Source organism: Pantoea sp. S62 (assembly GCF_016658625.1).
Classification (GTDB): Bacteria; Pseudomonadota; Gammaproteobacteria; order Enterobacterales; family Enterobacteriaceae; genus Pantoea; species Pantoea vagans.
On record NZ_JACVVI010000011.1, the window covers coordinates 1 to 24,103 of the forward strand.

Annotated in this window: 21 protein-coding genes; 17 read left to right on the plus strand and 4 right to left on the minus strand. The window is 55.9% G+C overall.

Going from position 1 to position 24,103, the window contains the following annotated elements; all coding sequences use genetic code 11:
• Positions 1-396: 396 nt before the first annotated feature.
• Positions 397-1,536, minus strand: a complete 1,140-nt coding sequence (queG, locus tag IBT54_RS15805; protein WP_201252439.1) for a tRNA epoxyqueuosine(34) reductase QueG — start codon at positions 1,534-1,536, stop codon at positions 397-399.
• On the opposite strand from queG, the gene nnr reads away from it, so the two are divergent.
• From nnr to IBT54_RS15880, 15 genes are all read left to right on the plus strand, one after another.
• Complete coding sequence (nnr, locus tag IBT54_RS15810) at positions 1,535-3,055, plus strand: bifunctional ADP-dependent NAD(P)H-hydrate dehydratase/NAD(P)H-hydrate epimerase (RefSeq protein WP_201252440.1); 1,521 nt, start codon at positions 1,535-1,537, stop codon at positions 3,053-3,055. The two genes, queG and nnr, sit on opposite strands and share 2 nt — an antisense overlap.
• A complete protein-coding gene (tsaE, locus tag IBT54_RS15815; protein WP_201252441.1) occupies positions 3,052-3,528 on the plus strand; it encodes a tRNA (adenosine(37)-N6)-threonylcarbamoyltransferase complex ATPase subunit type 1 TsaE in 477 nt (158 codons plus the stop codon). The genes nnr and tsaE overlap by 4 nt, the downstream gene beginning before the upstream one ends.
• The gene (gene amiB / locus IBT54_RS15820; RefSeq protein ID WP_201252442.1) at positions 3,525-5,195 is read left to right on the plus strand and encodes an N-acetylmuramoyl-L-alanine amidase AmiB; all 1,671 of its coding nucleotides are present in this window, start codon (positions 3,525-3,527) and stop codon (positions 5,193-5,195) included. The genes tsaE and amiB overlap by 4 nt, the downstream gene beginning before the upstream one ends.
• A gap of 46 nt (positions 5,196-5,241) precedes the next feature.
• Positions 5,242-7,101 (plus strand): DNA mismatch repair endonuclease MutL, encoded by a 1,860-nt coding sequence (mutL, locus tag IBT54_RS15825; protein ID WP_201252443.1) that lies wholly within the window; start codon positions 5,242-5,244, stop codon positions 7,099-7,101.
• On the plus strand, positions 7,094-8,044 hold the full coding sequence (gene miaA / locus IBT54_RS15830; protein WP_013359182.1) for a tRNA (adenosine(37)-N6)-dimethylallyltransferase MiaA: 951 nt from the start codon (positions 7,094-7,096) through the stop codon (positions 8,042-8,044). The genes mutL and miaA overlap by 8 nt, the downstream gene beginning before the upstream one ends.
• A gap of 104 nt (positions 8,045-8,148) precedes the next feature.
• On the plus strand, positions 8,149-8,460 hold the full coding sequence (hfq, locus tag IBT54_RS15835) for an RNA chaperone Hfq (protein WP_009087468.1): 312 nt from the start codon (positions 8,149-8,151) through the stop codon (positions 8,458-8,460).
• A 72-nt stretch (positions 8,461-8,532) separates the two neighbouring features.
• The gene (hflX, locus tag IBT54_RS15840; protein ID WP_013359181.1) at positions 8,533-9,813 is read left to right on the plus strand and encodes a ribosome rescue GTPase HflX; all 1,281 of its coding nucleotides are present in this window, start codon (positions 8,533-8,535) and stop codon (positions 9,811-9,813) included.
• Between the two features lie 227 nt (positions 9,814-10,040).
• Positions 10,041-11,279 carry an FtsH protease activity modulator HflK gene (hflK, locus tag IBT54_RS15845; protein WP_201252444.1) on the plus strand — a complete coding sequence of 413 codons (1,239 nt, stop codon included), beginning with the start codon at positions 10,041-10,043 and terminating at the stop codon, positions 11,277-11,279.
• A 3-nt stretch (positions 11,280-11,282) separates the two neighbouring features.
• Positions 11,283-12,287: a protease modulator HflC gene (gene hflC / locus IBT54_RS15850; RefSeq protein WP_013359179.1), complete on the plus strand. Its 1,005-nt coding sequence runs from the start codon at positions 11,283-11,285 to the stop codon at positions 12,285-12,287.
• A 56-nt stretch (positions 12,288-12,343) separates the two neighbouring features.
• Positions 12,344-12,544 carry a DUF2065 domain-containing protein gene (locus IBT54_RS15855; RefSeq protein ID WP_010256126.1) on the plus strand — a complete coding sequence of 67 codons (201 nt, stop codon included), beginning with the start codon at positions 12,344-12,346 and terminating at the stop codon, positions 12,542-12,544.
• Between the two features lie 166 nt (positions 12,545-12,710).
• The gene (locus tag IBT54_RS15860) at positions 12,711-14,009 is read left to right on the plus strand and encodes an adenylosuccinate synthase (protein ID WP_013359178.1); all 1,299 of its coding nucleotides are present in this window, start codon (positions 12,711-12,713) and stop codon (positions 14,007-14,009) included.
• A 218-nt stretch (positions 14,010-14,227) separates the two neighbouring features.
• Entirely contained in the window at positions 14,228-14,671 is a 444-nt protein-coding gene (gene nsrR / locus IBT54_RS15865; protein WP_013359177.1) for a nitric oxide-sensing transcriptional repressor NsrR, read from the plus strand.
• A 16-nt stretch (positions 14,672-14,687) separates the two neighbouring features.
• Positions 14,688-17,183: a ribonuclease R gene (rnr, locus tag IBT54_RS15870; protein WP_033734046.1), complete on the plus strand. Its 2,496-nt coding sequence runs from the start codon at positions 14,688-14,690 to the stop codon at positions 17,181-17,183.
• An 81-nt stretch (positions 17,184-17,264) separates the two neighbouring features.
• Positions 17,265-17,999, plus strand: coding sequence for a 23S rRNA (guanosine(2251)-2'-O)-methyltransferase RlmB (gene rlmB / locus IBT54_RS15875; protein ID WP_033734044.1), 735 nt, complete (start codon positions 17,265-17,267; stop codon positions 17,997-17,999).
• Positions 18,000-18,219: 220 nt separating this feature from the next.
• The gene (locus IBT54_RS15880) at positions 18,220-19,848 is read left to right on the plus strand and encodes an isovaleryl-CoA dehydrogenase (protein WP_201252445.1); all 1,629 of its coding nucleotides are present in this window, start codon (positions 18,220-18,222) and stop codon (positions 19,846-19,848) included.
• On the opposite strand, the gene bsmA is transcribed toward IBT54_RS15880, so the two are convergent.
• Together bsmA and IBT54_RS15890 are read right to left on the minus strand one after the other, a co-directional pair.
• Positions 19,822-20,148: a biofilm peroxide resistance protein BsmA gene (gene bsmA / locus IBT54_RS15885; RefSeq protein WP_013359173.1), complete on the minus strand. Its 327-nt coding sequence runs from the start codon at positions 20,146-20,148 to the stop codon at positions 19,822-19,824. The two genes, IBT54_RS15880 and bsmA, sit on opposite strands and share 27 nt — an antisense overlap.
• Positions 20,149-20,204: 56 nt before the next feature.
• The gene (locus tag IBT54_RS15890; RefSeq protein ID WP_201252446.1) at positions 20,205-22,136 is read right to left on the minus strand and encodes a methyl-accepting chemotaxis protein; all 1,932 of its coding nucleotides are present in this window, start codon (positions 22,134-22,136) and stop codon (positions 20,205-20,207) included.
• 159 nt (positions 22,137-22,295) lie between these two features.
• Between IBT54_RS15890 and yjfP the strand changes: the two genes are divergently transcribed.
• Positions 22,296-23,045, plus strand: coding sequence for an esterase (gene yjfP, locus IBT54_RS15895; protein WP_201252447.1), 750 nt, complete (start codon positions 22,296-22,298; stop codon positions 23,043-23,045).
• Between the two features lie 49 nt (positions 23,046-23,094).
• Here yjfP and IBT54_RS15900 read toward each other — a convergent pair whose 3' ends face one another.
• On the minus strand, positions 23,095-23,301 hold the full coding sequence (locus tag IBT54_RS15900) for a hypothetical protein (RefSeq protein ID WP_013359170.1): 207 nt from the start codon (positions 23,299-23,301) through the stop codon (positions 23,095-23,097).
• A gap of 404 nt (positions 23,302-23,705) precedes the next feature.
• Between IBT54_RS15900 and rpsF the strand changes: the two genes are divergently transcribed.
• Positions 23,706-24,101: a 30S ribosomal protein S6 gene (gene rpsF / locus IBT54_RS15905; protein ID WP_003855334.1), complete on the plus strand. Its 396-nt coding sequence runs from the start codon at positions 23,706-23,708 to the stop codon at positions 24,099-24,101.
• Positions 24,102-24,103 lie beyond the last annotated feature (2 nt).

The following is a 24,103-nucleotide window of genomic DNA, read 5'->3' on the forward strand; positions in this document are numbered from 1 at the left end:
CTTGCCAAGGTCGGGGTCGCGAGTTCGAGTCTCGTTTCCCGCTCCAGATTTTACATCACCCCCTGTTTCAGTTCGTTATACGACTGTTTTTGGTCGCGTGATTTTAGTTGTCTCCAGAAGGTTATCCACAGCACCACCTCCCATCTTTCGTGCCTGTCAGGGCGATCTGCAAATGCGTTCTGAACAGAGTTATCCACAGCTTTGTGATTTAACCGCAGCGGTAGTCTCATTATTAAATAAACACAACTTTTTCATAAGTTGTTGATATTTATGTTTATGAAGATATTTCAATTTGTTGTTTCACAGTGAAATCAGCGTTGTTGCAGTTGAATGACAACAGCTTTTTATTTTTATTCACAGCATGTGGAAAAAGATATCCAGCGGCTCGCTGTTCAATCATGCATCACGCGGTAAACCCTTCTCAACTGCACGAACCAGCCGTTTCTGCTGGGCGGGCTGCACTTCAACTACCAGCTGCTCGCGTTTCTGCTGCTGTTGCATCACTGCCCACTGAATATGTTCATCCAGCAGTTCACTCTCACCCAGTCGTTGTTCCAGCACATGAATAATGTGGGGCGACCAGGGTGCATTACCCAGCGCCACGGCAATATTGCGCAGCCAGCGCAAATGGCCAATACGGCGAATCGCTGAGCCTTCCGTGATGCGTAAAAATTTCGCTTCGTCCCACTGAAACAGATCGAGCAGCTCCGGTGCATGTAACGCCGCACGCGGTGAAAAGTCGCTTTCGTCACTGAGTTGTCCATAGCGATTCCACGGACAGATCAGCTGGCAGTCATCGCAGCCATAAATCCGGTTACCCATCAGCGGACGAAACTCTTCCGGGATAGCCCCTTCCAGCTCAATGGTGAGATAGGAGATACAGCGCCGGGCATCGACGACGTAAGGCTCAACGATAGCGCTGGTAGGGCAGATGGTCATGCAGGCAACGCAGCGGCCACACTGCTCCTGCTGCGGGGAGTCGACCGGTAGCGGAATGTCGATCAGCAGCTCGCCGAGGAAAAACCACGAGCCGGCTTCCCGATTCAGTATCAGCGAATGTTTGCCGGTCCAGCCGAGTCCGGCTTTAGCCGCCAGCGGGCGCTCAAGCAGCGGTGCCGAATCCACAAACGGCCGGAAATTCAGCTCGCCACAATGCTGCTGGATCATTTCTCCGAGCTTTTTCAGTCGATTGCGCAATACTTTGTGGTAATCACGGCCGAGTGCATAACGGCTGACATAGCCCAGTCGGGGATTTTTCAGGGTGCTGGCAAAGGCAGCTTTGGCCGGAAGGTAGTTCATACGAACGCTGATGACGCGCAGCGTGCCGGGCAGCAACTCATGAGCACGCACCCGCATCATGCCGTGTCGCGCCATCCATGCCATCTCACCATGATACTGCTTATCCAGCCATTCCTGCAGGCGCGGCTCTTCTGCACTGAGATCGGTATCGGTGATGCCGACCTGCTGAAAGCCGAGATCCAATCCCCACTGTTTAATCTGTTGTGCGAGTTCATGAAGATCGAGAGGGTATGACATGAGTAACCAGGATTCGAAGAAAAACAGCCGCAGTTTACCATATTCTGTCTGGCCTGCGCAGGCTGTGGCGCAGCTTGAGCAAGAGGGAGCCGATGTGCTCGGGATTACTCTGTATGAGCTGATGCAGCGTGCCGGGCAGGCCGCTTACGAGCATCTGACAGCACACTGGCCCGAAGCCAGCCACTGGTTAATCCTGTGCGGTCACGGCAATAACGGCGGTGATGGCTATGTGCTGGCGCGACTGGGCCAGGCGGCGGGGAAAACCATTACGGTGCTGGCGTGCGAAAGTGAAAAAGCGCTGCCGGAAGAGGCGCAGCGCGCGCGGGACGCATGGCTGGACGCGGGCGGTGAAATCCATGCGGCCGATGCGGCCTGGCCAGAGCAGATTGATGTGATTGTCGATGCCCTGCTGGGAACCGGCAGCAATCGCGCGCCCGAAGAGCCCTATGCCACGCTGATCCAGCGGGCAAACGCCCATGCAGCACCGACAGTCGCCATTGATATGCCCTCCGGCTTATCCGCGCGCAACGGCACCGCGCCCGGCGAGGTGATTAATGCCAGTCACACGCTGAGTATGATCGCCCTGAAACCGGGCCAGATCACTGGCAAGGCGCGAGACTACATCGGAAACCTCTGGTATGCCGATCTTGGTCTGGCTGCTTTTCTGGCCGGAGAAGAGGCACCTATCGCCCGTTATGATGCCAGCACATTAACCCGCTGGCTTAAGCCACGCAGACCAACCTCGCACAAGGGCAGTCATGGCCGTCTGCTGGTCGTGGGAGGCGATGCAGGTACCGCTGGCGCAGTACGCATGACGGCAGAAGCCGCGTTACGCAGCGGCAGTGGATTGGTGCGAGTACTTACTCACAAAGATAATATTATTCCGATTCTGACCGCACGGCCTGAAATTATGGTCGATGAACTGACGGATGAACGCCTGACGGAGGCACTGGAGTGGGCTGATGTCATTGCGATTGGACCCGGTCTGGGTCAGCGTGAATGGGGAAAGCAGGCACTGAAGCGGGTAGCAGGCAGTGAAAAGCCGATGCTTTGGGACGCGGATGCACTTAACCTGCTGGCAATCAGTGCTGAGAAACGTCAGAATCGCATTATTACGCCGCATCCTGGCGAAGCGGCGCGTTTGCTGAATATCGAGACCAGTGAAATTGAGAGTGACCGCTTACATGCAGCGCAGACATTGGCGCAACGTTATGGTGGCGTAGTGGTACTGAAAGGTGCCGGCACGCTGATTGCCAGCGAGCAGGGCGAAATGGCGTTTGCGGATGTGGGCAATGCCGGTATGGCTTCCGGCGGTATGGGCGATCTTCTGAGTGGAATTATTGCCTCGCTGGTGGGTCAGAAACTGACGCTGTTCGATGCGGCCTGCGCGGGTTGCGTTGCACATGGTGCAGCGGCCGATGCGGTTGCGGCAGAACGCGGTACTCGCGGTATGCTGGCCACTGATTTACTGGATCTGCTGTGGCAGTTTGTTAATCCTGAGATGAATAAAGAAGCATGAAGACCTGTGTTATCTCTTTGCCCGATGAGGCGGCTACGCTCAGTTTGGGCGCTCAGCTGGCGCGCGCCTGTGGCAGCGCGGCAGTGATTTATCTCTATGGCGATCTGGGGGCGGGTAAAACCACCTTCAGCCGCGGCTTTCTGCAGGCGCTGGGCCATAAGGGCAATGTCAAAAGTCCTACTTACACCCTCGTTGAACCCTACTCGCTGGATGACCGTACGCTCTACCACTTCGACCTCTATCGCCTTGCGGATCCCGAAGAGCTTGAGTTTATGGGCATCCGCGACTACTTCAGCGATGAAGCCATCTGTCTGGTGGAATGGCCGCAGCAGGGTGCCGGTTTTCTGCCGCAGCCCGATCTCACCTTAACGCTGCGTTATGTAGGTGAGGCGCGTGAAGCGGAACTGACGGCACAATCCGCGTCCGGCCAGCAATGGCTTGAACACGTTGGTCAGGGCAGGGATCAGGCATGATGTCACGGATGAAAATAGCACTGGTATCACTGATGCTGCTGGTCTGTACGCCCCTGTTTGCCGCCACGCTGTCTGATATTAAAGTGGCCAATGGCGATAGTCAGGCTACCGTTACGCTGAATTTTGCCGGACAGCCGGTCTATGCCTTCTTCTCTCTGCACAACCCGAATCGTGTGGTGCTGGATGTGCGCCAGAGCGGCGTAGTTCAGGGACTGCCGCTGAATTTCAGTGGCGAAAACATCGTAAAGCGAATCCGTACCAGCACCCCAAAAGACAAACAGAGCGTGCGGCTGGTGTTTGAACTGACGCAGGCGGGTAAAACCCGGGCAGTCACCCAACGCAATGGCAACAGCTACAGCGTGGTCTTCACGATTACCGGCAAGCCGCCCGCTGTCACGCGAAGTCTGCCTGCGCCCGACACAGCACCGACGCGCGTACCTGCGCAGAGTGCCGCAGCGGCTAACCCGTTCAATTCGAATCCGGTGACGTCCGTGACCAGCACCGCGAGTTCCGTACGTCCCGGCACTGCCGTCAGCCAGAATGACACTGTGATTGTGGCAATCGATGCCGGACATGGCGGTCAGGATCCCGGCGCTATCGGGCAGCGCGGACTGAAAGAGAAAAACGTCACTATCGCCATTGCGCGCAAACTGCGGGTGTTGCTCAATAACGATCCGATGTTCAAAGGCGTCCTGACGCGCGATGGTGACTATTTTATCTCGGTCATGGGACGTTCCGACGTGGCGCGTAAAGCTAATGCCAATGTGCTGGTCTCTATTCACGCTGACGCCGCGCCAAGCCATGCGGCGACCGGCGCCTCGGTCTGGGTCCTGTCCAACCGTCGCGCCAACAACGAGATGGCAAACTGGCTGGAGCAGAAAGAGAAACAGTCTGAGCTGCTGGGCGGCGCGGGTGATCTGCTGGCTAACAGTCAGGCCGATCCCTACCTCAGTCAGGCAGTACTGGATTTGCAGTTCGGCCACTCGCAGCGTGTCGGCTATGACATCGCGCAGAAAGTCTTGCAGCAGATGCGCAGCGTCACCTCGCTGCACAAACGTCTGCCTGAGCATGCCAGCCTGGGCGTGCTGCGTTCGCCCGATATTCCTTCTTTGCTGGTGGAAACCGGCTTCATCAGTAATTCCTCGGAGGAGCGACTGCTAGGCAGTAGCGCACACCAGGATAAGATTGCGCAGTCGATCTACAAAGGTCTGCGCACTTATTTCCTGGCGCACCCGCTACAGTCCATCCCAAAGGAGGAAAACCGGCCGCTGGGCTCATCGCCAGCGGTTAGCGTCGCCAGCAACCCGGCGACCGGAGTGACGCAATATACCGGCGCAACGCAGCGCCATACGGTAACGCGCGGTGAGACACTTTCCGGGATTGCCGCGAAGTATGGCGTCAGCATGGACACCCTGCGTGAGATGAATACCCTGAAGCGGGATGTGGTGTGGGTCGGACAGCGGCTGAAAGTGCCGGCCAGTGCAGTCGCCAGTCGCACCGCGCCCGCTACGCCACGCGGCGTTGTGCGCCACAAAGTTGTGGTGGGTGATTCATTAACCGGCATTGCCGCACACTACGGCGTCAGTCCGAAAGCGATAATGCAGACTAATAATCTGAAGTCGACCAACGTCATGTTGGGGCAGAACCTGAAAATTCCTGCATCCTGATTGTTTGCCCGGCCACTGCGCCGGGCTGCCAGCTAAAAGGAAAATCATGCCGATTCAAATTTTACCACCCCAGCTGGCTAACCAGATTGCGGCGGGTGAAGTGGTTGAGCGTCCTGCCTCCGTGGTTAAAGAGCTGGTGGAGAATAGCCTGGATGCCGGCGCGACGCGCATTGACGTTGATATTGAAAAGGGCGGCGCAAAGCTGATTCGCATTCGTGACAACGGCTGCGGCATCGTGAAAAGCGAGCTGTCGATGGCACTTGCCCGACACGCGACCAGTAAAATAGCCTCACTGGATGACCTGGAAGCGATCATGAGCCTGGGTTTTCGCGGTGAAGCGCTGGCCAGTATCAGTTCTGTCTCCCGCCTGACACTCACCTCACGCACCGCCGATCAAACTGAAGCCTGGCAGGCCTATGCAGAAGGGCGTGATATGGCGGTAACGGTTAAACCGGCGGCACATCCCTGCGGTACCACGCTGGAAGTACTGGACCTGTTTTATAACACGCCGGCACGCCGCAAATTTATGCGCACCGAAAAAACGGAGTTCGGTCATATCGACGAGGTCATTCGCCGTATTGCTCTGGCACGTTTCGACGTGGCACTGTCGCTGAGCCACAACGGTAAAATGATGCGTCAGTATCGGGCCGTCAGCGAGGAGAGCCAGCGCGAACGGCGACTGGCTTCTATCTGCGGCACCACGTTTATGCAGCATGCGCTGCGCATCGACTGGCAGCATGACGACCTCTCGCTGCGCGGCTGGGTTGCCGACCCTGCCGGTTCGCGTCAGGTCACCGATCTGCAGTATTGCTATGTGAATGGCCGGATGATGCGCGATAAGCTGATTAACCACGCTATCCGCCAGGCGTTCCAGACCCAGCTTCAGGATGACCAGCAGCCCGCTTATGTGCTCTATCTGGAGATTGACCCGCATCAGGTTGATGTCAACGTCCATCCGGCCAAGCATGAAGTACGGTTTCATCAGTCACGCCTGGTGCATGATTTTATCTATCAGGGCGTGGTCAGCGCATTACAGGCGATGGCGGCACCGACCTTACCTGCGCTTCAGGCAGAAGAGCCCGCACCGCGCTGGCAGCCGGAAAACCGTCAGGCAGCAGGTGGTAATCATTTTGCGCAGCCTGCGGCGTCTGCCAGCGAGAAGAAATCAGCAGCATCCGGGCGTGAAACACAGCCTGCACCGGCCTGGCAGAACAAAGAGAATGTGTATCGTCAGCGTGAAGGGGCGGTTTATCAGCAGTTACTGAAAAACCCTGTCAGCACGTCATCACCGACAAAAGCCCGCGAGCCGATAGCGCGTCAGGCCGAAAGACCTTCGCCACTGGCCGCGCATGCTCAAAGTTTTGGCCGTGTACTGACCGTGTTGCACCATCATTTTGCACTGCTGGAGCAGGATCAGACATTAATGCTGATGGCGTTGCCGGTGGCGGCGCGCTGGCTGAAACAGGCGCAGCTTGAACCAGGCGAAGAGGGACTTAAACCGCAGCCATTGCTGATCCCGGTGCGCCTGAAAATCGCCCAGGAAGAACGACAGGCGGCAAAAGAAAATAGCAGCCTACTCAATCAGATGGGCATTGAACTTCAGCCCGAAGGAGACCACGTGACGTTGCGCGCGGTGCCTTTACCGTTACGAACACAAAATTTACAAATCTTGATTCCTGAGCTGTTAGGCTATCTCGCCCGGCAGCAGGAGAATTCTGCGACGCAACTGGCCCAGTGGCTGGCGCGGCGTCAGGAAACAGAGTCCTCTGACTGGAATCACTCACAGGCGATCAACCTGCTGGCAGAGCTTGAACGGCTTTGCCCTCAGTTGCTGAAATCGCCGCCTTCAGGCTTATTACAGCCCATAGAGATTGAGAGCGCAGTCAACGCGTTGAAGCATGAGTGAACTAAACCAGGCTGGCCGGCCAAAGGCTATTTTTTTGATGGGACCCACGGCGTCTGGCAAAACGGCTTTAGCAATTGAATTGCGTAAGCAGTTACCAGTGGAACTAATCAGCGTAGATTCTGCCTTAATCTATCGTCAGATGGATATTGGCACGGCGAAACCGTCGGCTGAGGAGTTAGCAGTGGCACCCCATCGTCTGCTCGACATCCGCGACCCCGCAGAAGCTTATTCGGCAGCGGAGTTCCGGCGGGATGCTTTAGCAGAAATGGCGGATATCGTTGAAGCCGGACGAATACCGTTGCTTGTTGGTGGAACCATGCTCTACTTCAAGGCGTTACTTGAAGGATTGTCGCCGTTGCCCTCGGCCGATCCCGACGTTCGTCAGCGGATAGAGCAAACGGCGCGTGAAAAAGGCTGGGAAGCTTTACACCGCCAGCTGTGTGAAATCGACCCGGTTGCCGGCAGTCGTATTCATCCGAATGATCCGCAGAGACTTTCGCGAGCACTGGAAGTTTTTTTTATTTCGGGTAAAACTTTAACGGAACTGACAAAAACATCCGGTGAAGCGTTACCCTACGACGTGCAACAGTTTGCCATCGCCCCCGCGAGCCGCGAATTGCTGCACCAGCGCATCGCGTTGCGTTTTGAGCAGATGTTGGCGTCAGGATTTGAAGCGGAGTCTCGGGCCCTGTTTGCACGAGGTGATTTGCATACGGACATGCCTTCCATTCGTTGTGTTGGTTATCGTCAGATGTGGTCTTATTTGTCGGGCGAAATCGATTACAGCGAGATGGTTTATCGGGGAATTTGCGCAACCCGGCAGCTTGCTAAGCGACAGATGACCTGGTTACGCGGTTGGGAAAATGTTCACTGGCTTGACAGTGACGAGCCCCGGCTGGCGCGTGATACAGTGTTACAGGTTCTTAGTGCGAAGCATGGGTGATTGTGTACAATTGATGGGTTATCGTGCGCAAATTTTTACGCAGTTTTTTTCAGAACCATAGGTTCTACTAGCAACAAACAACAAGCATATAAGGAAAAGATAGAATGGCTAAGGGGCAATCATTACAAGACCCGTTTTTGAACGCATTGCGTCGTGAACGTGTTCCGGTTTCGATTTATCTGGTTAACGGTATTAAGCTGCAGGGTCAGATTGAGTCATTTGATCAGTTCGTCATTTTGTTGAAAAACACGGTAAGCCAGATGGTTTATAAGCACGCCATTTCTACCGTTGTTCCTTCGCGCCCGGTTTCTCACCATAGCAATAATACCGGTGGCGGCAGCAACAATTACCATCATGGTGGCAGCAACACATCTGCGCAGCCACAGCCACAACAAGACGGTGATAACGCAGAATAACGCGTCGCCGTACAGCCAGGAACGGAGAACAGCGGTTTTCCGTCCTGGTCTTTTATTTAGCGAGGTTATAGCTTGTTTGACCGTTATGATGCCGGTGAGCAGGCCGTACTGGTACACATCTGGTTCTCCCAAGACAAAGAAGTAGAAGATTTACAGGAGTTTGAAACCCTGGTCTCTTCTGCTGGCGTTGAGGCGCTGCAAGTGGTTACTGGCAGCCGTAAAGCGCCACACCCCAAGTATTTTGTCGGTGAAGGAAAAGCCGTTGAAATTGCCGATGCGGTAAAAACAACTGGAGCATCGGTCGTATTATTCGATCATGCCCTTACGCCCGCTCAGGAAAGAAACCTTGAGCGCCTGTGCGAATGCCGTGTCATTGATCGCACTGGTCTTATTCTGGATATTTTTGCCCAACGCGCGCGTACCCACGAAGGTAAATTGCAGGTTGAGCTGGCGCAGCTACGTCACCTTGCGACACGTCTGGTACGTGGCTGGACGCACCTTGAACGTCAGAAAGGCGGGATCGGCTTGCGTGGCCCGGGTGAAACACAGTTAGAAACCGACCGCCGTCTTCTGCGCGGACGTATCAGTCAGATCCTGTCTCGTCTTGAGCGGGTTGAAAAACAGCGTGAGCAGGGACGACAGTCTCGTGCTAAAGCGGATGTGCCAACTGTTTCGCTGGTGGGTTACACCAACGCCGGCAAGTCGACCCTCTTTAACGCTATGACCTCTGCCAACGTCTTTGCCGCAGATCAGCTGTTTGCGACACTTGACCCCACACTGCGTCGTCTGAATGTTGCCGATGTCGGAGACGTGGTTCTGGCGGACACGGTCGGCTTTATTCGCCATCTTCCTCACGATCTGGTTGCCGCATTTAAAGCCACGCTGCAGGAGACACGTCAGGCGACGCTGTTACTGCACGTGATTGATGGTGCCGATCTTCGCGTTACGGAAAATATCGCCGCCGTTGATGCCGTACTGGAAGAGATTGAAGCGGACGAAATTCCGACCTTACTGGTCATGAATAAAATCGATATGCTCGACGGATTCGAACCGCGTATCGATCGCAACGAAGAGAACCTGCCCATCCGCGTCTGGCTTTCCGCCCAGACCGGTGCAGGCATTCCGTTGCTGTGGCAGGCTTTGTCCGAGCGCCTGTCAGGGGAAATTGCCCAGCACGCGTTACGTCTGCCACCGGAGGCGGGGCGGCTTCGCAGCCGTTTCTATCAGTTGCAGGCGATTGAGAAAGAGTGGAATGAAGAGGACGGCAGTGTAGGATTGCAGATACGTATGCCCATCATTGAGTGGATGCGTTTATGTAAACAGGAACCGTCGCTGACCAGTTACATTGTTTGATATTGCCCAAACGCATTTACCTTAAAAATTGAAGATTGTCGCACTTTCGTTGCAGGCCTGAATACGCAGGATTTACCCGGGTATTTCGGATTTCAGTAAGGCGGCAACTGAGTGAATCCCCGGGCGCTTACGCAGGTAAGTGAATGGGGTGAGCGAAGGCAGCCAGTACCGCTGCAATCCGAAAGATGAAGGGTAAAAACCGTAATTACAATAAATGGAGTAGAGACATGGCGTGGAATCAGCCCGGAAATAACGGACAGGACCGCGACCCGTGGGGAAGCAGCAATAATCAAGGCGGCAACTCTGGGGGAAATAAGGGAGGACGGGAATCCGGGCCTCCTGATCTGGATGATATCTTCCGTAAGCTGAGCAAGAAGCTTGGTGGACTGGGCGGTGGCAAACAGAGCGACAACGGTCAGCGCGGCTCCGGCAGCGGTGGCAAAATCGTTGGCATCGTGGCTGTTGCTGCTGTAGTCATCTGGGCTGCAAGCGGTTTCTACACCATCAAAGAAGCGGAACGTGGCGTGGTAACGCGCTTCGGTAAGTTCAGTCACCTGGTTGAGCCCGGTCTGAACTGGAAACCGACATTTGTTGATCAGGTACGCGCGGTTAACGTTGAATCGGTGCGTGAACTGGCGGCTTCTGGCGTGATGCTGACCTCAGATGAAAACGTCGTGCGCGTGGAAATGAACGTGCAGTATCGCGTGACCGATCCGGAACGTTATCTTTATGCCGTGACCAGCGCGGATGACAGCCTGCGTCAGGCGACTGACAGTGCGCTGCGCGGCGTGATTGGTCGTTCTACCATGGACCGCATTCTGACCGAAGGCCGTACCGTGGTGCGTAGCGACACCCAGCGTGAAATCGATGAAACAATTCGCCCTTACAACATGGGGATCGCGGTGCTGGACGTCAACTTCCAGGCTGCCCGCCCGCCGGAAGAGGTGAAGTCTGCGTTTGATGATGCGATTGCCGCACGTGAAAACCGCGAACAGTATGTTCGTGAAGCAGAAGCTTACGCCAACGAAGTTCAGCCTCGTGCTAATGGCCAGGCGCAACGTATTCTGGAAGAAGCGCGCGCTTACAAAGAGCGTACCGTTCTGGAAGCGCAGGGTGAAGTGGCGCGTTTCGCCAAGATTCTGCCGGAGTATAAAGCCGCGCCTGAAATCACCAAAGAGCGTCTCTATATCGAGACCATGGAACGCGTGCTGAGCCATACCCGCAAAGTACTGGTTAACGATCGGGGTAACAACCTGATGATGCTGCCGCTGGATCAGCTGATGCGTGGCGGTCAGGCGACATCGGGTCAGAATGGTCAGAAAGGCGGTAACAGTTCTTCGCTGCCAGCCACCTCCGATCGCAACGCCAGCCGCAATGACACGTCGTCATACAGTCCGGACAATATTATGGATCAGCGTCGGGCGAATGCTCAGCGCAGCGACAGCCAGCGCGAAGGGAGAGAGTAATCGATGCGTAAGCCAATAGTATTTTTAATCATTGTCGTGCTGGTGGCGCTCTATGCGTCGCTGTTTGTGGTGCAGGAAGGGCAGCGGGGCATTGTTCTGCGCTTCGGTAAAGTCCTGCGCGACGGCGAAAACAAACCCCAGGTGTTTGAGCCGGGTCTGCATTTTAAGATCCCTTTCCTGGAAACGGTTAAAACGCTGGATGCACGCATTCAGACTATGGATAACCAGGCCGATCGCTTCGTCACCAAAGAGAAGAAAGATCTGATCGTGGACTCCTACATCAAATGGCGTATCAGCGATTTCAGTCGCTACTACCTGGCTACCGGTGGCGGTGATGTTTCTCAGGCGGAAGTGCTGCTGAAACGTAAGTTCAGTGACCGTTTGCGTTCTGAAATGGGTCGTCTGGATGTGAAGGATATCGTCACAGATTCCCGTGGTCGCCTGACCACCGATGTGCGTGACGCGCTGAATACCGGTTCTGCGGGCAGCGATGATGAAATCGCCACGCCTGCGGCTGATGATGCGATTGCCAGCGCAGCAGCCCGTGTAGAGCGTGAAACCAACAGCAGCGAGCCAGCGCCGAATCCGAACAGCATGGCAGCACTGGGTATTCAGGTTGTGGATGTGCGCATCAAGCAGATCAACCTGCCGACCGAAGTGTCCGATGCAATCTTCAACCGTATGCGTGCTGAGCGTGAAGCCGTAGCGCGTAGTCAGCGTTCACAGGGTCAGGAAGAGGCAGAAAAACTGCGTGCTCAGGCCGATTATCAGGTGACGCGTACGCTGGCTGAAGCCCAGCGTGAAGCCCTGATCACTCGCGGTGACGGTGATGCAGAAACGGCGCGGTTGTTTGCGGATTCGTTCAGCAAAGATCCTGACTTCTACGCCTTTATTCGTAGCCTGCGTGCCTATGAAAACAGCTTTAATGAAAATCAGGATGTGATGGTGTTAAGCCCGGATAGCGACTTCTTCCGATATATGAAGGCGCCCTCTAACGCGACACGTTAAGAACTGATATAACCTGTGGGCCGACAATGTTGTCGGCCTTTTTTTTGGGTAGCAAGATGAAAACAAGCATCTGGATGGCACTGGCGCTGGTATTAGTGCTGGAAGGGTTGGGACCGATGTTTATGCCACGCGCCTGGCGACGCATGATCCTGACGATGACCCGCTTACCCGACCGTCTGCTGCATCGCTTTGGCGGCGGACTGGTGGTCGCGGGCATGGTGATTTACTGCATGCTCAGCCTGCATGGCAACCTCTGATACCAGGGTTAAGACCGGCTAAATTGTGCCTCTTCGCGCCATTATCCCCAACATGTTGTAGTGATCAAAACTCAGGCAAAAAAGCGCGCAATCGTGTGCTAAAAGTGCTGAAAACCATGGGATCAGATGGTAGAATCCTTTTTTAAGCAATCGGTGATTTTGAGAAATGGGTAAGAACGTCGTCGTACTGGGCACCCAATGGGGTGACGAAGGTAAAGGTAAGATTGTAGACCTTCTGACTGAGCGCGCGAATTACGTTGTGCGTTATCAAGGCGGCCACAATGCGGGCCACACGCTTGTCATCAACGGTGAAAAAACCGTCCTCCACCTGATCCCCTCTGGCATTCTGCGCGATAACGTCACCAGCATTATCGGTAACGGCGTAGTGCTTTCTCCTGAAGCCTTAATGAAAGAGATGAAAGGCCTGGAAGCGCGCGGGATCCCGGTACGTGAACGTCTGCTGATTTCTGAAGCCTGTCCGCTGATTCTGCAATATCACGTTGCGATGGATATGGCGCGTGAACGTGCCCGTGGTGCCAAAGCGATTGGTACTACCGGTCGTGGCATCGGTCCTGCTTATGAAGACAAAGTCGCCCGTCGTGCACTGCGCGTCAGCGACCTGTTCAACAAAGAAACCTTTGCTGCCAAGCTGAAAGAAGTGGTCGATTTCTACAACTTCCAGCTGGTTGAGTACTACAAAGAGCCGGCAGTGGACTTCGACAAAGTGCTGAGCGATGTGATGGAAGTCGCTGACATCCTCACTGGCATGGTGGTTGACGTTTCAGAACTGCTGGACAGCGCGCGTAAGCGTGGCGATCTGATTATGTTTGAAGGCGCGCAGGGTACGCTGCTGGATATCGATCACGGAACTTATCCGTACGTGACGTCGTCCAATACGACCGCAGGTGGCGTGGCAACCGGCTCAGGCATTGGTCCGCGCTATGTCGACTACGTGCTGGGTATTGTGAAAGCGTACTCAACCCGCGTGGGCGCAGGTCCATTCCCGACTGAGCTGTTCGATGAAACCGGCGAATTCCTCTGTGCGCAGGGCAATGAGTTTGGTGCGACCACCGGACGTCGTCGTCGTACCGGCTGGCTGGATGCGGTCGCGGTTCGCCGCGCGGTTCAGATCAACTCCCTGTCAGGTTTCTGCATGACCAAACTGGACGTGCTGGATGGCCTGAAAGAGGTGAAAATCTGTGTTGCTTACCGTATGCCTGATGGCCGTGAAGTGACTACTACGCCACTGGCGGCAGAGAACTGGGAAGGCATTGAGCCGATCTACGAAACCCTGCCAGGCTGGAGCGAGACTACATTTGGCGTGAAGACGCTGGAAGGTTTGCCTCAGGCTGCACGCGACTACATTAAGCGTGTAGAAGAGGTAACGGGTGTGCCGATTGATATTATCTCAACCGGTCCAGACCGCAGTGAAACGATGATTCTGCGCGATCCATTCGACGCATAATCATTCAGGCCGGACGCTGTCCGGCCCTTGTTTTTCCACTCTTTGATGCCACTTTACCTCCCTTCGCTTGTCAAACCTTGTGCTGGCTTAAAAAAACGCACGGCAAATCAGACTCTGGTTTATCATCGTAGCTAATCGAATGACGATCCGATTTAATTCTGACATCAATCACAGGGCGAATAATGCAATGCCACGCCTGAAGGTTCACTGAGGTTACTGTGCAGCTCACGAGTTTTACTGATTATGGCTTACGGGCGCTGATTTATCTGGCAGCGTTGCCTGAAGGTCAGCAGACCAATATTACGGAAGTGACAAATACCTATGGTTTGTCCCGTAATCATATGGTCAAAATCATCAATCAGCTGAGCCGTGCGGGCTACGTTGCCGCAACACGTGGAAAAAATGGGGGCATTCGCCTGGGTATGCCGCCTCGTCAGATTGTTATTGGCGACGTGGTACGTAAGATGGAACCGCTACAATTAGTGGATTGCGCCTCCTGTTCCATCACACCAGCCTGCCGTTTGAAGCAGGCACTGCACGATGCAGTGCAGCGCTTTTTGCAGGAGCTGGATAGCTATACGCTGGCAGATTTGGTCGAAGGAAATACACCACTTTATGAAATCATCCTTTCCAAATCGCCGGCGGAAATAAATATTAAATGACATCGGAGGAACCGCTATGTCAAAAGATCCTTTTCAGGATAGAGAAGCTGAAAAATACGAAAACCCTATTCCAAGCCGTGAATTTATTCTGGCGCTGTTAGAAAAACGTGAAAAACCAGCCAGCCGTGAAGAGCTGGCTGAAGAGATGAACCTGCACGAAGAAGAGCACCTTGAGGCGCTGCGTCGCCGCCTTCGCGCCATGGAGCGTGATGGTCAGCTGGTGTTCACCCGCCGTCAATGCTATGCGCTGCCAGAACGTCTTGATCTCCTGCGCGGTAAAGTCATTGGCCACCGTGATGGCTACGGCTTCCTGCGGGCAGAAGGTCAGAAAGATGACCTTTACCTCTCCGCAGAGCAGATGAAATTCTGTATGCATGGTGACGTAATCCTGGCGCAGCCGCTGGGTGCCGATCGCAAAGGCCGCCGCGAAGCGCGCGTGGTCCGCGTGCAGGAACCGCGTAACAATCAGATCGTTGGCCGCTACTTTACCGATGCCGGTGCCGGCTTCGTGGTACCGGACGACAGTCGCCTGAGTTTTGATATCCTCATCCCGCCTGAAGAGACGATGAATGCCCGCATGGGTTCCGTGGTGGTGGTTGAGCTGGTCCAGCGTCCGAACCGCCGCACCAAAGCGATCGGTAAAGTGGCTGAGATTCTGGGTGATGATATGGGCACCAGCCTGGCCGTTGATATGGCGCTGCGTACCCATGAAATTCCGCACACCTGGCCGCCAGAAGTGGAAGCTCAGGTCAGCAAGCTGAAAGAAGAAGTTCCGGAAGAGGCCAAAAAAGGCCGCGTCGATCTGCGCAAACTGCCGCTGGTCACCATTGATGGTGAAGATGCCCGTGACTTTGATGATGCGGTCTACTGCGAGAAAAAACGCGGTGGCGGATGGCGTCTGTGGGTCGCTATCGCCGATGTGAGCTATTACGTCCGTCCGGGCACGCCACTGGATGACGAAGCGCATCAGCGCGGCACCTCAGTCTACTTCCCGTCGCAGGTTGTGCCGATGCTGCCGGAAGTGCTGTCGAATGGCTTATGCTCGCTTAACCCGCAGGTCGATCGACTCTGTATGGTGTGCGAGATGACCATTTCGACCAAAGGTAAGCTCACCGGCTTTAAGCATTACGAAGCGGTGATGAACTCCCATGCGCGTCTGACCTACAACAAAGTCTGGAACATCCTGCAGGGCGACAAAGAGCTGCGTCAGCAGTATGCACCGCTGGTCAAAGATCTTGAAGAGCTGCACAACCTCTACCAGGTACTGGACGCTGCACGTGAAGAGCGCGGCGGTATCTCGTTTGAAACGGAAGAGGCGAAGTTCATCTTCAATGCCGAGCGCCGTATTGAACGGGTTGAGCGCGCGTCACGTAATGACGCCCACAAGCTGATCGAAGAGTGCATGATCCTGGCGAACATCGCCTCAGCACGCTTCGTTGAGAAAAATCAGGAACCGGCACTGTTCCGCGATCACGATCGTCCGACCGATGAGAGCATCAAGAGCTTCCGTACCGTGCTCAACGAGCTGGGACTGACTCTGCCAGGCGGCAACAAACCGCAGCCTGTGGATTATGCGGCGCTGCTGAAGCAGGTTGCCGATCGTCCTGATGCAGAGATGCTGCAAACCATGCTGCTGCGTTCGATGAAGCAGGCGGTTTACGATCCGGAAAACCGCGGTCACTTTGGTCTGGCACTCTCATCGTATGCGCACTTTACTTCGCCAATTCGCCGCTACCCGGATCTGACGCTGCACCGCGCCATTAAATATCTGCTGGCAAAAGAGCAGGATGAAGGTAAAGGCCTGGTACAACGCGCCATCAAATACCTGATGCCGAAGGAGCGCAATGTCGCCAAAGATATGACGACAGCAACCGGCGGCTATCACTACGAGATGCCGGAGATGCTGCAGCTGGGTCTGCACTGTTCCCTGACCGAACGTCGCGCCGATGAAGCAACCCGCGACGTCGCGGACTGGCTCAAGTGCGACTTCATGCAGGATCAGGTCGGCAACGTCTTCAACGGCGTCATCTCCAGCGTGACCGGATTTGGCTTCTTTGTCCGCCTGAGCGATCTGTTCATCGATGGTCTGGTGCACGTTTCAACCCTCGACAACGATTACTACCGTTTTGACCCGGTAGGTCAGCGTCTGATCGGTGAATCGGGCGGCCGCACCTATCGTCTGGGTGACACCGTTGAAGTGCGTGTCGAGGCGGTCCATATGGACGAGCGTAAAATCGACTTTGCTCTTATCTCCAGCCAGCGTCAGGTGCGTGGTGAAGGTAAAACTGCGCGTGATCGGGCGAAGCGTGAAGACAACGCGCCAGCTAAGCGTCGTCGTAACGTGAACAAAAAGTCCAACTTCGAGCCGGATGCTGCATTCCGGGGTGACAAGGGCAAACCTGCCGCCGCCAATACCGAGAAAAAAAGTAAAAACGTCTCGGAAAAAACCCGTAAAATCGCCGCCGCCACCCGGGCGAAGCGCGCCAGAAAAAAAGCTGAGCCTGAAGGCTGAGCGTAACAGGATGCGCGTACCCGCCCTTTCTCTCCGCAGAAAGGGCGGTCATTTATTCATTTCCAACCACTGAGCAGATCGATGAGCGAAATTATTTTTGGTATCCATGCCGTGCAGGCGCTGCTGGAACGTGATCCACAACGTTTCCAGGAAGTCTTTATCCTCAAAGGCCGCGACGATCGTCGCCTGCAACCCGTGGTCGCCGCGCTGGAAGCTCAGGGGATCGTGATTCAGCTGGCCGAGCGTAAGTGGCTCGACAGCCAGGTTGAAGGCGGTGTGCATCAGGGCATCGTGGCGCGGGTAAAACCGGGTCGTCAGTATCAGGAAGGCGACCTGCCGGATCTGCTGCAGAGCCTGGAGAAGCCTTTCCTGCTGGTGCTGGATGGGGTTACCGATCCGCACAACCTGGGTGCCTGCCTGCGCAGCGCCGATGCGGCGGGTGTTCATGCGATTATTGTGCCGAAAGATCGCTCTGCTCCCCTGAATGCCACGGCCAAAAAAGTGGCCAGCGGTGCGGCAGAGAATGTGCCGCTGATTCGCGTTACTAACCTTGCGCGTACACTGCGCCTGCTGCAGGAGTACAACATCTGGGTGGTCGGCACCGCAGGGGAAGCGGATCATACCGTCTTCCAGAGCAAAATGACCGGTCCGATGGCACTGGTGATGGGTGCGGAAGGCGAAGGCATGCGTCGTCTGACCCGCGAGCATTGTGATGAGCTGATCAGCATTCCGATGGCGGGCAGTGTTTCTTCACTCAACGTCTCGGTCGCAACCGGTGTCTGCCTGTTTGAAGCGGTGCGTCAGCGTAACGCCTGATCCCCGATGTGATCCTCGCCACAAATTAGTTTCTGTACCAGGCATAACTGCGCGTCATTCGTATATACCCAAAGGATTTCGGGTTGCATTGAGGCGGCAAGAGAACGAATCCCGATGAGCTTACATGGGTAAGTGATTCGGGTGAGTGAACGCAGCCAACAAAAATGCAGCTTGAAAGACGACGGGTATACTTAGTGAGTGACATCCGCGAGGAGTGGTTATGACCTGGACAACACACACCGTTTTTAATCAGCCCCATCCTCTGAGCAATAGTAACCTGTTCCTGTCCGACACGCCGCTTGGCGAGGCACTGTCACGCGAAGGCGCCGGATGGGATGGGGAATGGCTGGCGTCAGTCGGCCGCCAGCTGGGCAGCGCCGAGTCGCTGGAGCTGGGGCGGCTCGCCAACGCTGAACCGCCTGAACTGCTGCGCTACGATGCCCGTGGCGTGCGCCTGGATGAGGTTCGCTTTCATCCTGCCTGGCACCTGCTGATGCAGGGCGTCTGCGCCAGTCGTCTGCACAATCTCAGCTGGCAACCGACGGTGCGTGAACAGGCCAGTGTAGCGCGCGCTGCACGCTTTATTCTGCACGCACAGGTAGATGCGGGTACGCTCTGCCCGGTGACCATGACGCACGCCGCCATTCCGCTGCTGCAGGCTTATCTGCCCGCCGCGTTTGAAAGCTGGCTCGATCCGCTGCTCAGCGATCGCTACGACACGCACGCACAACCCGGCGACCAGAAACGCGGATTGCTGATCGGGATGGGCATGACAGAAAAGCAGGGCGGCAGCGATCTGCTTACCAGCACCACCCGTGCCGAGCCGCTGGGCGCACGAGGCCCGGGTGAAGCCTGGCGGCTGACCGGCCACAAGTGGTTTTTCTCAGCGCCGCAGAGTGATGCGCATCTGGTCCTGGCCCAGACGCCCGAGGGACTAAGCTGCTTTTTCCTGCCGCGCCTGTTGCCCGACGGGTCACGTAACGCCATCCAGCTTGAGCAGCTCAAAGATAAGCTGGGCAATCGCTCAAATGCCAGTTGCGAAGTGGAGTTTCGCGACGCGACCGGCTGGCTGCTGGGGGAGGAGGGCGAAGGCGTACGGCTGATCCTGAAAATGGCCGGTATGACGCGCTTTGACTGCGCGCTCGGCAGTCATGGTCAGATGCGGCGCGCCTTCTCGGTGGCGCTCTGGCATGCTCATCAGCGTCAGGTCATGGGGAAAAATCTGGTGGATCAGCCGCTAATGCGGCAGGTTCTGGCACAGCAGGCGCTGCAGCTTGAGGGGCAAACTGCCCTGCTGATGCGTCTGGCTCGTGCCTGGTCACAACCGGCCAAACCGCATGAGGTCGCCTTTGCCCGCTTATTCACGCCAGCGGCAAAATATGTGATTTGCAAAGCGGGTGCGCCGTTTGTGTCGGAATCGATGGAAGTGCTGGGGGGCATCGGCTACTGCGAAGCGAGTGAGCTGCCGCGCCTCTATCGTGACATGCCGGTCAACAGCATCTGGGAAGGATCGGGCAATGTAATGTGTCTTGACGTGCTGCGCGTACTCAGCCGCCATGCAGAGGTGACCGAGATGCTGAGTCAGGAGTTTGAGGCGGTAAAAGGGAGTAATCGGCATTTCGATACGCGCTGGCGTCAGCTGCGACTGAGGCTCAAGAACGTTCCCGAAGAGCAGGCGCGCGACGTCACCCACACGCTGCTGCAGCTGGCGACAGGCGCTCAGCTACTGAAATACAGTGAGCCACCCCTGGCTGATGCGTGGTGCCAGCAGTGGCTCGACCAGCGCGGTTCGCACCCGTCTGAGGCTGCAGTGACTGACCGGTTACTGGCCCGTGCCTGTGGCCGGTGAGGCACCGTACAGAATCGCGCTGGCGTACCATAAACCGGGCATCACCGTTTCGCTCAGCATCACAATTTGATAGTAAGCCGCGCCAGCCTGATTAGCCTGAGCGGCGATGGCCCGCTGGGCATCATCCGGTGAGCCATGCACGTTAACGGTAATGTTACCCAGCTTCGGCAAACCGCCACTCTGTGCCCGTGAAATCTCCTGCGCCTGTTGGGTTGGCGCAGGCGGGGCTTTGGGCGTGGTTTCAAGCGCAGAACAGCCTGCCAGCAACAGACTTATTATCAGTAAGTAAGCGGAACGCATAGCAAAACCCCTGTTCAGGACGAAACAGTAAGTGTATGTCATCGTCCTGAATGACGTCAGGATTTAAGGCTGAAAACGCTGACCAGTTGGGTCAGGTGATGCCCTTTATCACTCAGGTTCTGTGCGCTGTTTTCTGCCTGTGCCACCAGTTCGCTGTTCTGATGGGTCGCCTGGCTGATCTGGTTCATCGCCAGATTCACCTGGCCGATACCCGCCGCCTGCTCCTGTGCTGCCACGTTGATCTCGCCCATCAGCGCCTGCACCTGTTCGATGTGGGTCACAATGTCGGTCATCGCATCGCGCGTCTGCTCAGAGAGCTGGTGGCCCTCCGCCACATTGGTGATGGAGGTGGCAATCAGTCCATCTATCTCCTTGGCGGCCTGCGCGGAACGCTGTGCCAGCGCACGCACTTCTGCGGCCACCACGGCAAAGCCACGGCCCTGTTCACCGGCTCGGGCCGCTTCAACGGCCGCATTCAGTGCCAGAATATTGGTCTGGAAGGCGATCGACTCAATCACATGGGTGATATCCGCAATGCTTTGCGATGACACCTTAATGGCTGACATGGTGTTGACCGAGCGCACCACCGTCTGGCTGCCATGACTGACGATATCGCTGGCTTCGGCCACCAGTGACATCGCCTGACGCAGGCTGTCAGCAGTGTGTTCGACCGTGGCACCAAACTGCTCCATGCTGGCTGAGGTCTGCTCCACGCTGCTGGCCTGACGCCCGATCTGCTCGCTGATGTTATGGCTGCTGGCCGCGATGGTGTCCGTGCCGTCGCTGATCTCCTGCGCTGCGCCACGCACCTGGCCGACGATTTTTTCCAGCCCATCGCCAATGCCGTTAATCGCAATAATCAACTGACCGACTTCATCACGACGGCGGGTATCCATATGGACCTGCAGATTTCCGGCGGCATACTGCTCCGCCAGATGGATCACCTGCTGCAGCGGACGGGTAATCGCCCGACGGCTGTACCAGACAAAGCCCAGCGCGAAGATCACCACCAGAATCAGTCCGGTAATCAGGAACAGGTTACGGCTGTGGGTAATCGGGGCGAGCAGGCTGGCACGGTTAACTTCACCGGTAATCACCCAGTTCCAGCCCGGCAACTGCTGCCATGCCAGCATCTGCTGCTCACCGTTGATCTCCACCTGCTGCATGCCCTGCGGCTGCGTCAGCAGCGGCTGCAGTGTCGCATCATCCCAGTCTGGCCGTTTCCCTTCGTTGTGCTGATCGAACAGATACTCGCCCTGATTCTTGCCGGGCGTGCCGTTGAGCACATAGAAATGGCCGCTGTCGCCCAGCCGGCGTGCCAGAATCTTCTCGCGCATCAGGGCATACTGCTTATCAATGCCTACGCCGACAAACAGGATGGCGACGACCTTGCCACTCTCATCTTTTACTGGCTGATACTGGGTGATGTAGCGGTGGCCGAACAGCGTGGCCAGCCCCTGATACACCTCGCCCTGATGAACGCTTTTCCAGGCGGCACCTGTGCGGTCAAGCTGCGTACCAATCGCGCGGCTGCCATCCTGCTTTTTCAGGGAGGTGGAAATACGGATAAAATCGTCGCCGTCGCGCACAAAAATGGTCGCCACGGCGGCGGTGCGGTCGGTGAAATCGTCAACCGCGGTCTGATCGAGGTTCAGCGTTTTTAACCCGGCGCGCAGCACGGGCGTTGAAAAGGCACCGACCTGCACCCGCGAGCTTTCATCCAGGCTAAAGCGCTTAGGCAGAAAGCTGGTAAAGAGGCTGGTGTAATGAGACACCTCTTCGGTGAGGGTGGCATTGAACATCGTGGTCATTTCACTGATGCCCTGCACCTGATTGTGCATGTCATCAATGGCGAGATTTTCCAGCTGGCGCGAGGCGTTGTGGCTTTGAGTCAGTGTCAGTACCAGCAACAGCAGCGTTACGCTGAGAGACGTCAGTACAGACAGCTTAACTCCGAGACTCAGTCCGCTGAGAGATAGACGCTTCATAAATTACCTTTGATCAAGTTAGGGGAATACACGATCAACGGCACGCTGCGGAAAAAGTTTAGCGTGGAAAAGCATAACTAAGCGCAGCGGGGAATTTCGCAAATTAACCCGCAGTACGTACACTTGAACGGCACGCCTTACCCCTGCTCAGGAGAGACCATGATTGAACTCACCACAGAAACGCTGGCCGGTATCGAATGCCTGCACGCTACGCCTGCCGGACAGCGGCATCAGCCACTGCCGACCGTACTGTTTTATCACGGCTTCACCTCATCAAAAGAGGTCTACGCCTACTTCGCCGTTGCGCTGGCGCAGGCGGGATTTCGGGCAGTTATGCCGGATGCCGAACTGCACGGCGCGCGTTATCACGGTGACGCCGAAGCACGGCTGGGCCGCTTCTGGGAGATTCTGAAACAGAACATTGATGAACTGCCGCTGCTGGAGACTGCGCTGCGTAATAAGAATCTGATCGCTGACGGGCATTTCGCTGTGGCAGGCGCGTCGATGGGCGGGATGACGGCGCTGGGTGCGATGGCGCGTTATCCGCAGATTCAGAGCGTCGCCTGCATGATGGGATCGGGCTATTTTATGCAGCTCAGCGAGTCGCTGTTTCCGCCGCTGGTGGCTGACACGCCGGAGCAGAAGGCGCAGTTTGCGGCCCGCATGGCCCCGCTGGCGGACTATGATCCCTGCAACCATCTGGAGGCACTGGCAAACCGTCCGCTGCTGTTGTGGCATGGCGAGGCGGATGAGGTGGTGCCCTGGGCGGAGAGCGTACGACTGGAGCGCGCACTGCGTGAAAACGGGCTGGCCCAGCATCTGACCTCACTGTCAGAAAAGCAGATTGGTCACAAGATCACCCCATCCGCCTTAACGGCGCTGGTCAGCTTTTTTAAAAATCAGCTTTAAACGATGAACGGGCGGAGAAGGACTCTGCCGCCCGAAAACTTACCGGCCCTTACCAGTGTGCAGACGATTTTTCTGCTGTTCTGGCAGGTGCATTAACCGGGTTTCTTTCCGGCGTATCCAGCCGGTTAACGTAGACATAACCCGATGCCGCTTCGCTGCTGTGACTTCTCATCTGCTGCGCACAGTCAGCATAGCTGGCAAGAGCGGGTGGAGACAGGAAGAGACCCAGTAAAGTGGCGATGACGAACGTTTTCATGCCCGACTCCTCACTTCAGGGAACACACTCTGAATGACGCCACTAAGCGAACCGTCGCGTCTTTATTCAGTTTAGCGACTGAGCATATTATCGCCAGATCCTTCCTCTGAACCTCTCTGTCAGCGTTTTTGAACAAAGCGGTATTAACCCGCTGTATTCACATCATTAGCACAAAAAGCTACGGTATCTGGCACGCTGTCGGCAATTTGTTTAAATGTGCGCTTGAGTTCAGGGGCCGTCGCCAGTATGATTACGCGTCAATTTTTCAGCCGCATTCTCAGGCTGTGTCCCACAAGCGCTCGCTACAGCGAACCTTTGTGGGACACAGCCTATAACGTTCCTTGCTTCCATGGGCCGCGGTTGACCCCGACAGGAGGCTGAATAATCCGTAAGGAGCAATTTCGATGCGTCATTACGAAATCGTATTTATGGTTCATCCTGACCAGAGCGAACAGGTTCCTGGCATGATCGAGCGTTACACTGGTGCTATCACTGGTGCAGAAGGCACGATTCACCGTCTGGAAGACTGGGGCCGCCGTCAGCTGGCTTACCCGATCAACAAACTGCACAAAGCGCATTACGTTCTGATGAACGTTGAAGCGCCGCAGGAAGCGATCGATGAGCTGGAAACGAACTTCCGCTTCAACGACGCCGTTATCCGTAGCATGGTTATGCGCGTTAAAAACGCGGTAACTGAAGCATCGCCGATGGTTAAAGCGAAAGATGAGCGTCGTGATCGTCGCGAAGATTTTGCTAACGAATCCGCTGATGAGTCAGATGCTGGGGATTCTGAAGAGTAATC

Bases quoted from the DNA above. Each gene is read 5' to 3' on its own strand.
- hflK (WP_201252444.1), top strand. From the start codon at position 10,041: ATGGCGTGGAATCAGCCCGGAAATAACGGACAGGACCGCGACCCGTGG.
- IBT54_RS15890 (WP_201252446.1), bottom strand. From the start codon at position 22,136: ATGAAGCGTCTATCTCTCAGCGGACTGAGTCTCGGAGTTAAGCTGTCT.
- hfq (WP_009087468.1), top strand. From the start codon at position 8,149: ATGGCTAAGGGGCAATCATTACAAGACCCGTTTTTGAACGCATTGCGT.
- rpsF (WP_003855334.1), top strand. From the start codon at position 23,706: ATGCGTCATTACGAAATCGTATTTATGGTTCATCCTGACCAGAGCGAA.
- rlmB (WP_033734044.1), top strand. From the start codon at position 17,265: ATGAGCGAAATTATTTTTGGTATCCATGCCGTGCAGGCGCTGCTGGAA.
- tsaE (WP_201252441.1), top strand. From the start codon at position 3,052: ATGAAGACCTGTGTTATCTCTTTGCCCGATGAGGCGGCTACGCTCAGT.
- IBT54_RS15880 (WP_201252445.1), top strand. From the start codon at position 18,220: ATGACCTGGACAACACACACCGTTTTTAATCAGCCCCATCCTCTGAGC.
- IBT54_RS15860 (WP_013359178.1), top strand. From the start codon at position 12,711: ATGGGTAAGAACGTCGTCGTACTGGGCACCCAATGGGGTGACGAAGGT.
- yjfP (WP_201252447.1), top strand. From the start codon at position 22,296: ATGATTGAACTCACCACAGAAACGCTGGCCGGTATCGAATGCCTGCAC.
- IBT54_RS15900 (WP_013359170.1), bottom strand. From the start codon at position 23,301: ATGAAAACGTTCGTCATCGCCACTTTACTGGGTCTCTTCCTGTCTCCA.
- amiB (WP_201252442.1), top strand. From the start codon at position 3,525: ATGATGTCACGGATGAAAATAGCACTGGTATCACTGATGCTGCTGGTC.
- mutL (WP_201252443.1), top strand. From the start codon at position 5,242: ATGCCGATTCAAATTTTACCACCCCAGCTGGCTAACCAGATTGCGGCG.
- hflC (WP_013359179.1), top strand. From the start codon at position 11,283: ATGCGTAAGCCAATAGTATTTTTAATCATTGTCGTGCTGGTGGCGCTC.
- miaA (WP_013359182.1), top strand. From the start codon at position 7,094: ATGAGTGAACTAAACCAGGCTGGCCGGCCAAAGGCTATTTTTTTGATG.
- queG (WP_201252439.1), bottom strand. From the start codon at position 1,536: ATGTCATACCCTCTCGATCTTCATGAACTCGCACAACAGATTAAACAG.
- IBT54_RS15855 (WP_010256126.1), top strand. From the start codon at position 12,344: ATGAAAACAAGCATCTGGATGGCACTGGCGCTGGTATTAGTGCTGGAA.
- bsmA (WP_013359173.1), bottom strand. From the start codon at position 20,148: ATGCGTTCCGCTTACTTACTGATAATAAGTCTGTTGCTGGCAGGCTGT.
- nnr (WP_201252440.1), top strand. From the start codon at position 1,535: ATGAGTAACCAGGATTCGAAGAAAAACAGCCGCAGTTTACCATATTCT.
- rnr (WP_033734046.1), top strand. From the start codon at position 14,688: ATGTCAAAAGATCCTTTTCAGGATAGAGAAGCTGAAAAATACGAAAAC.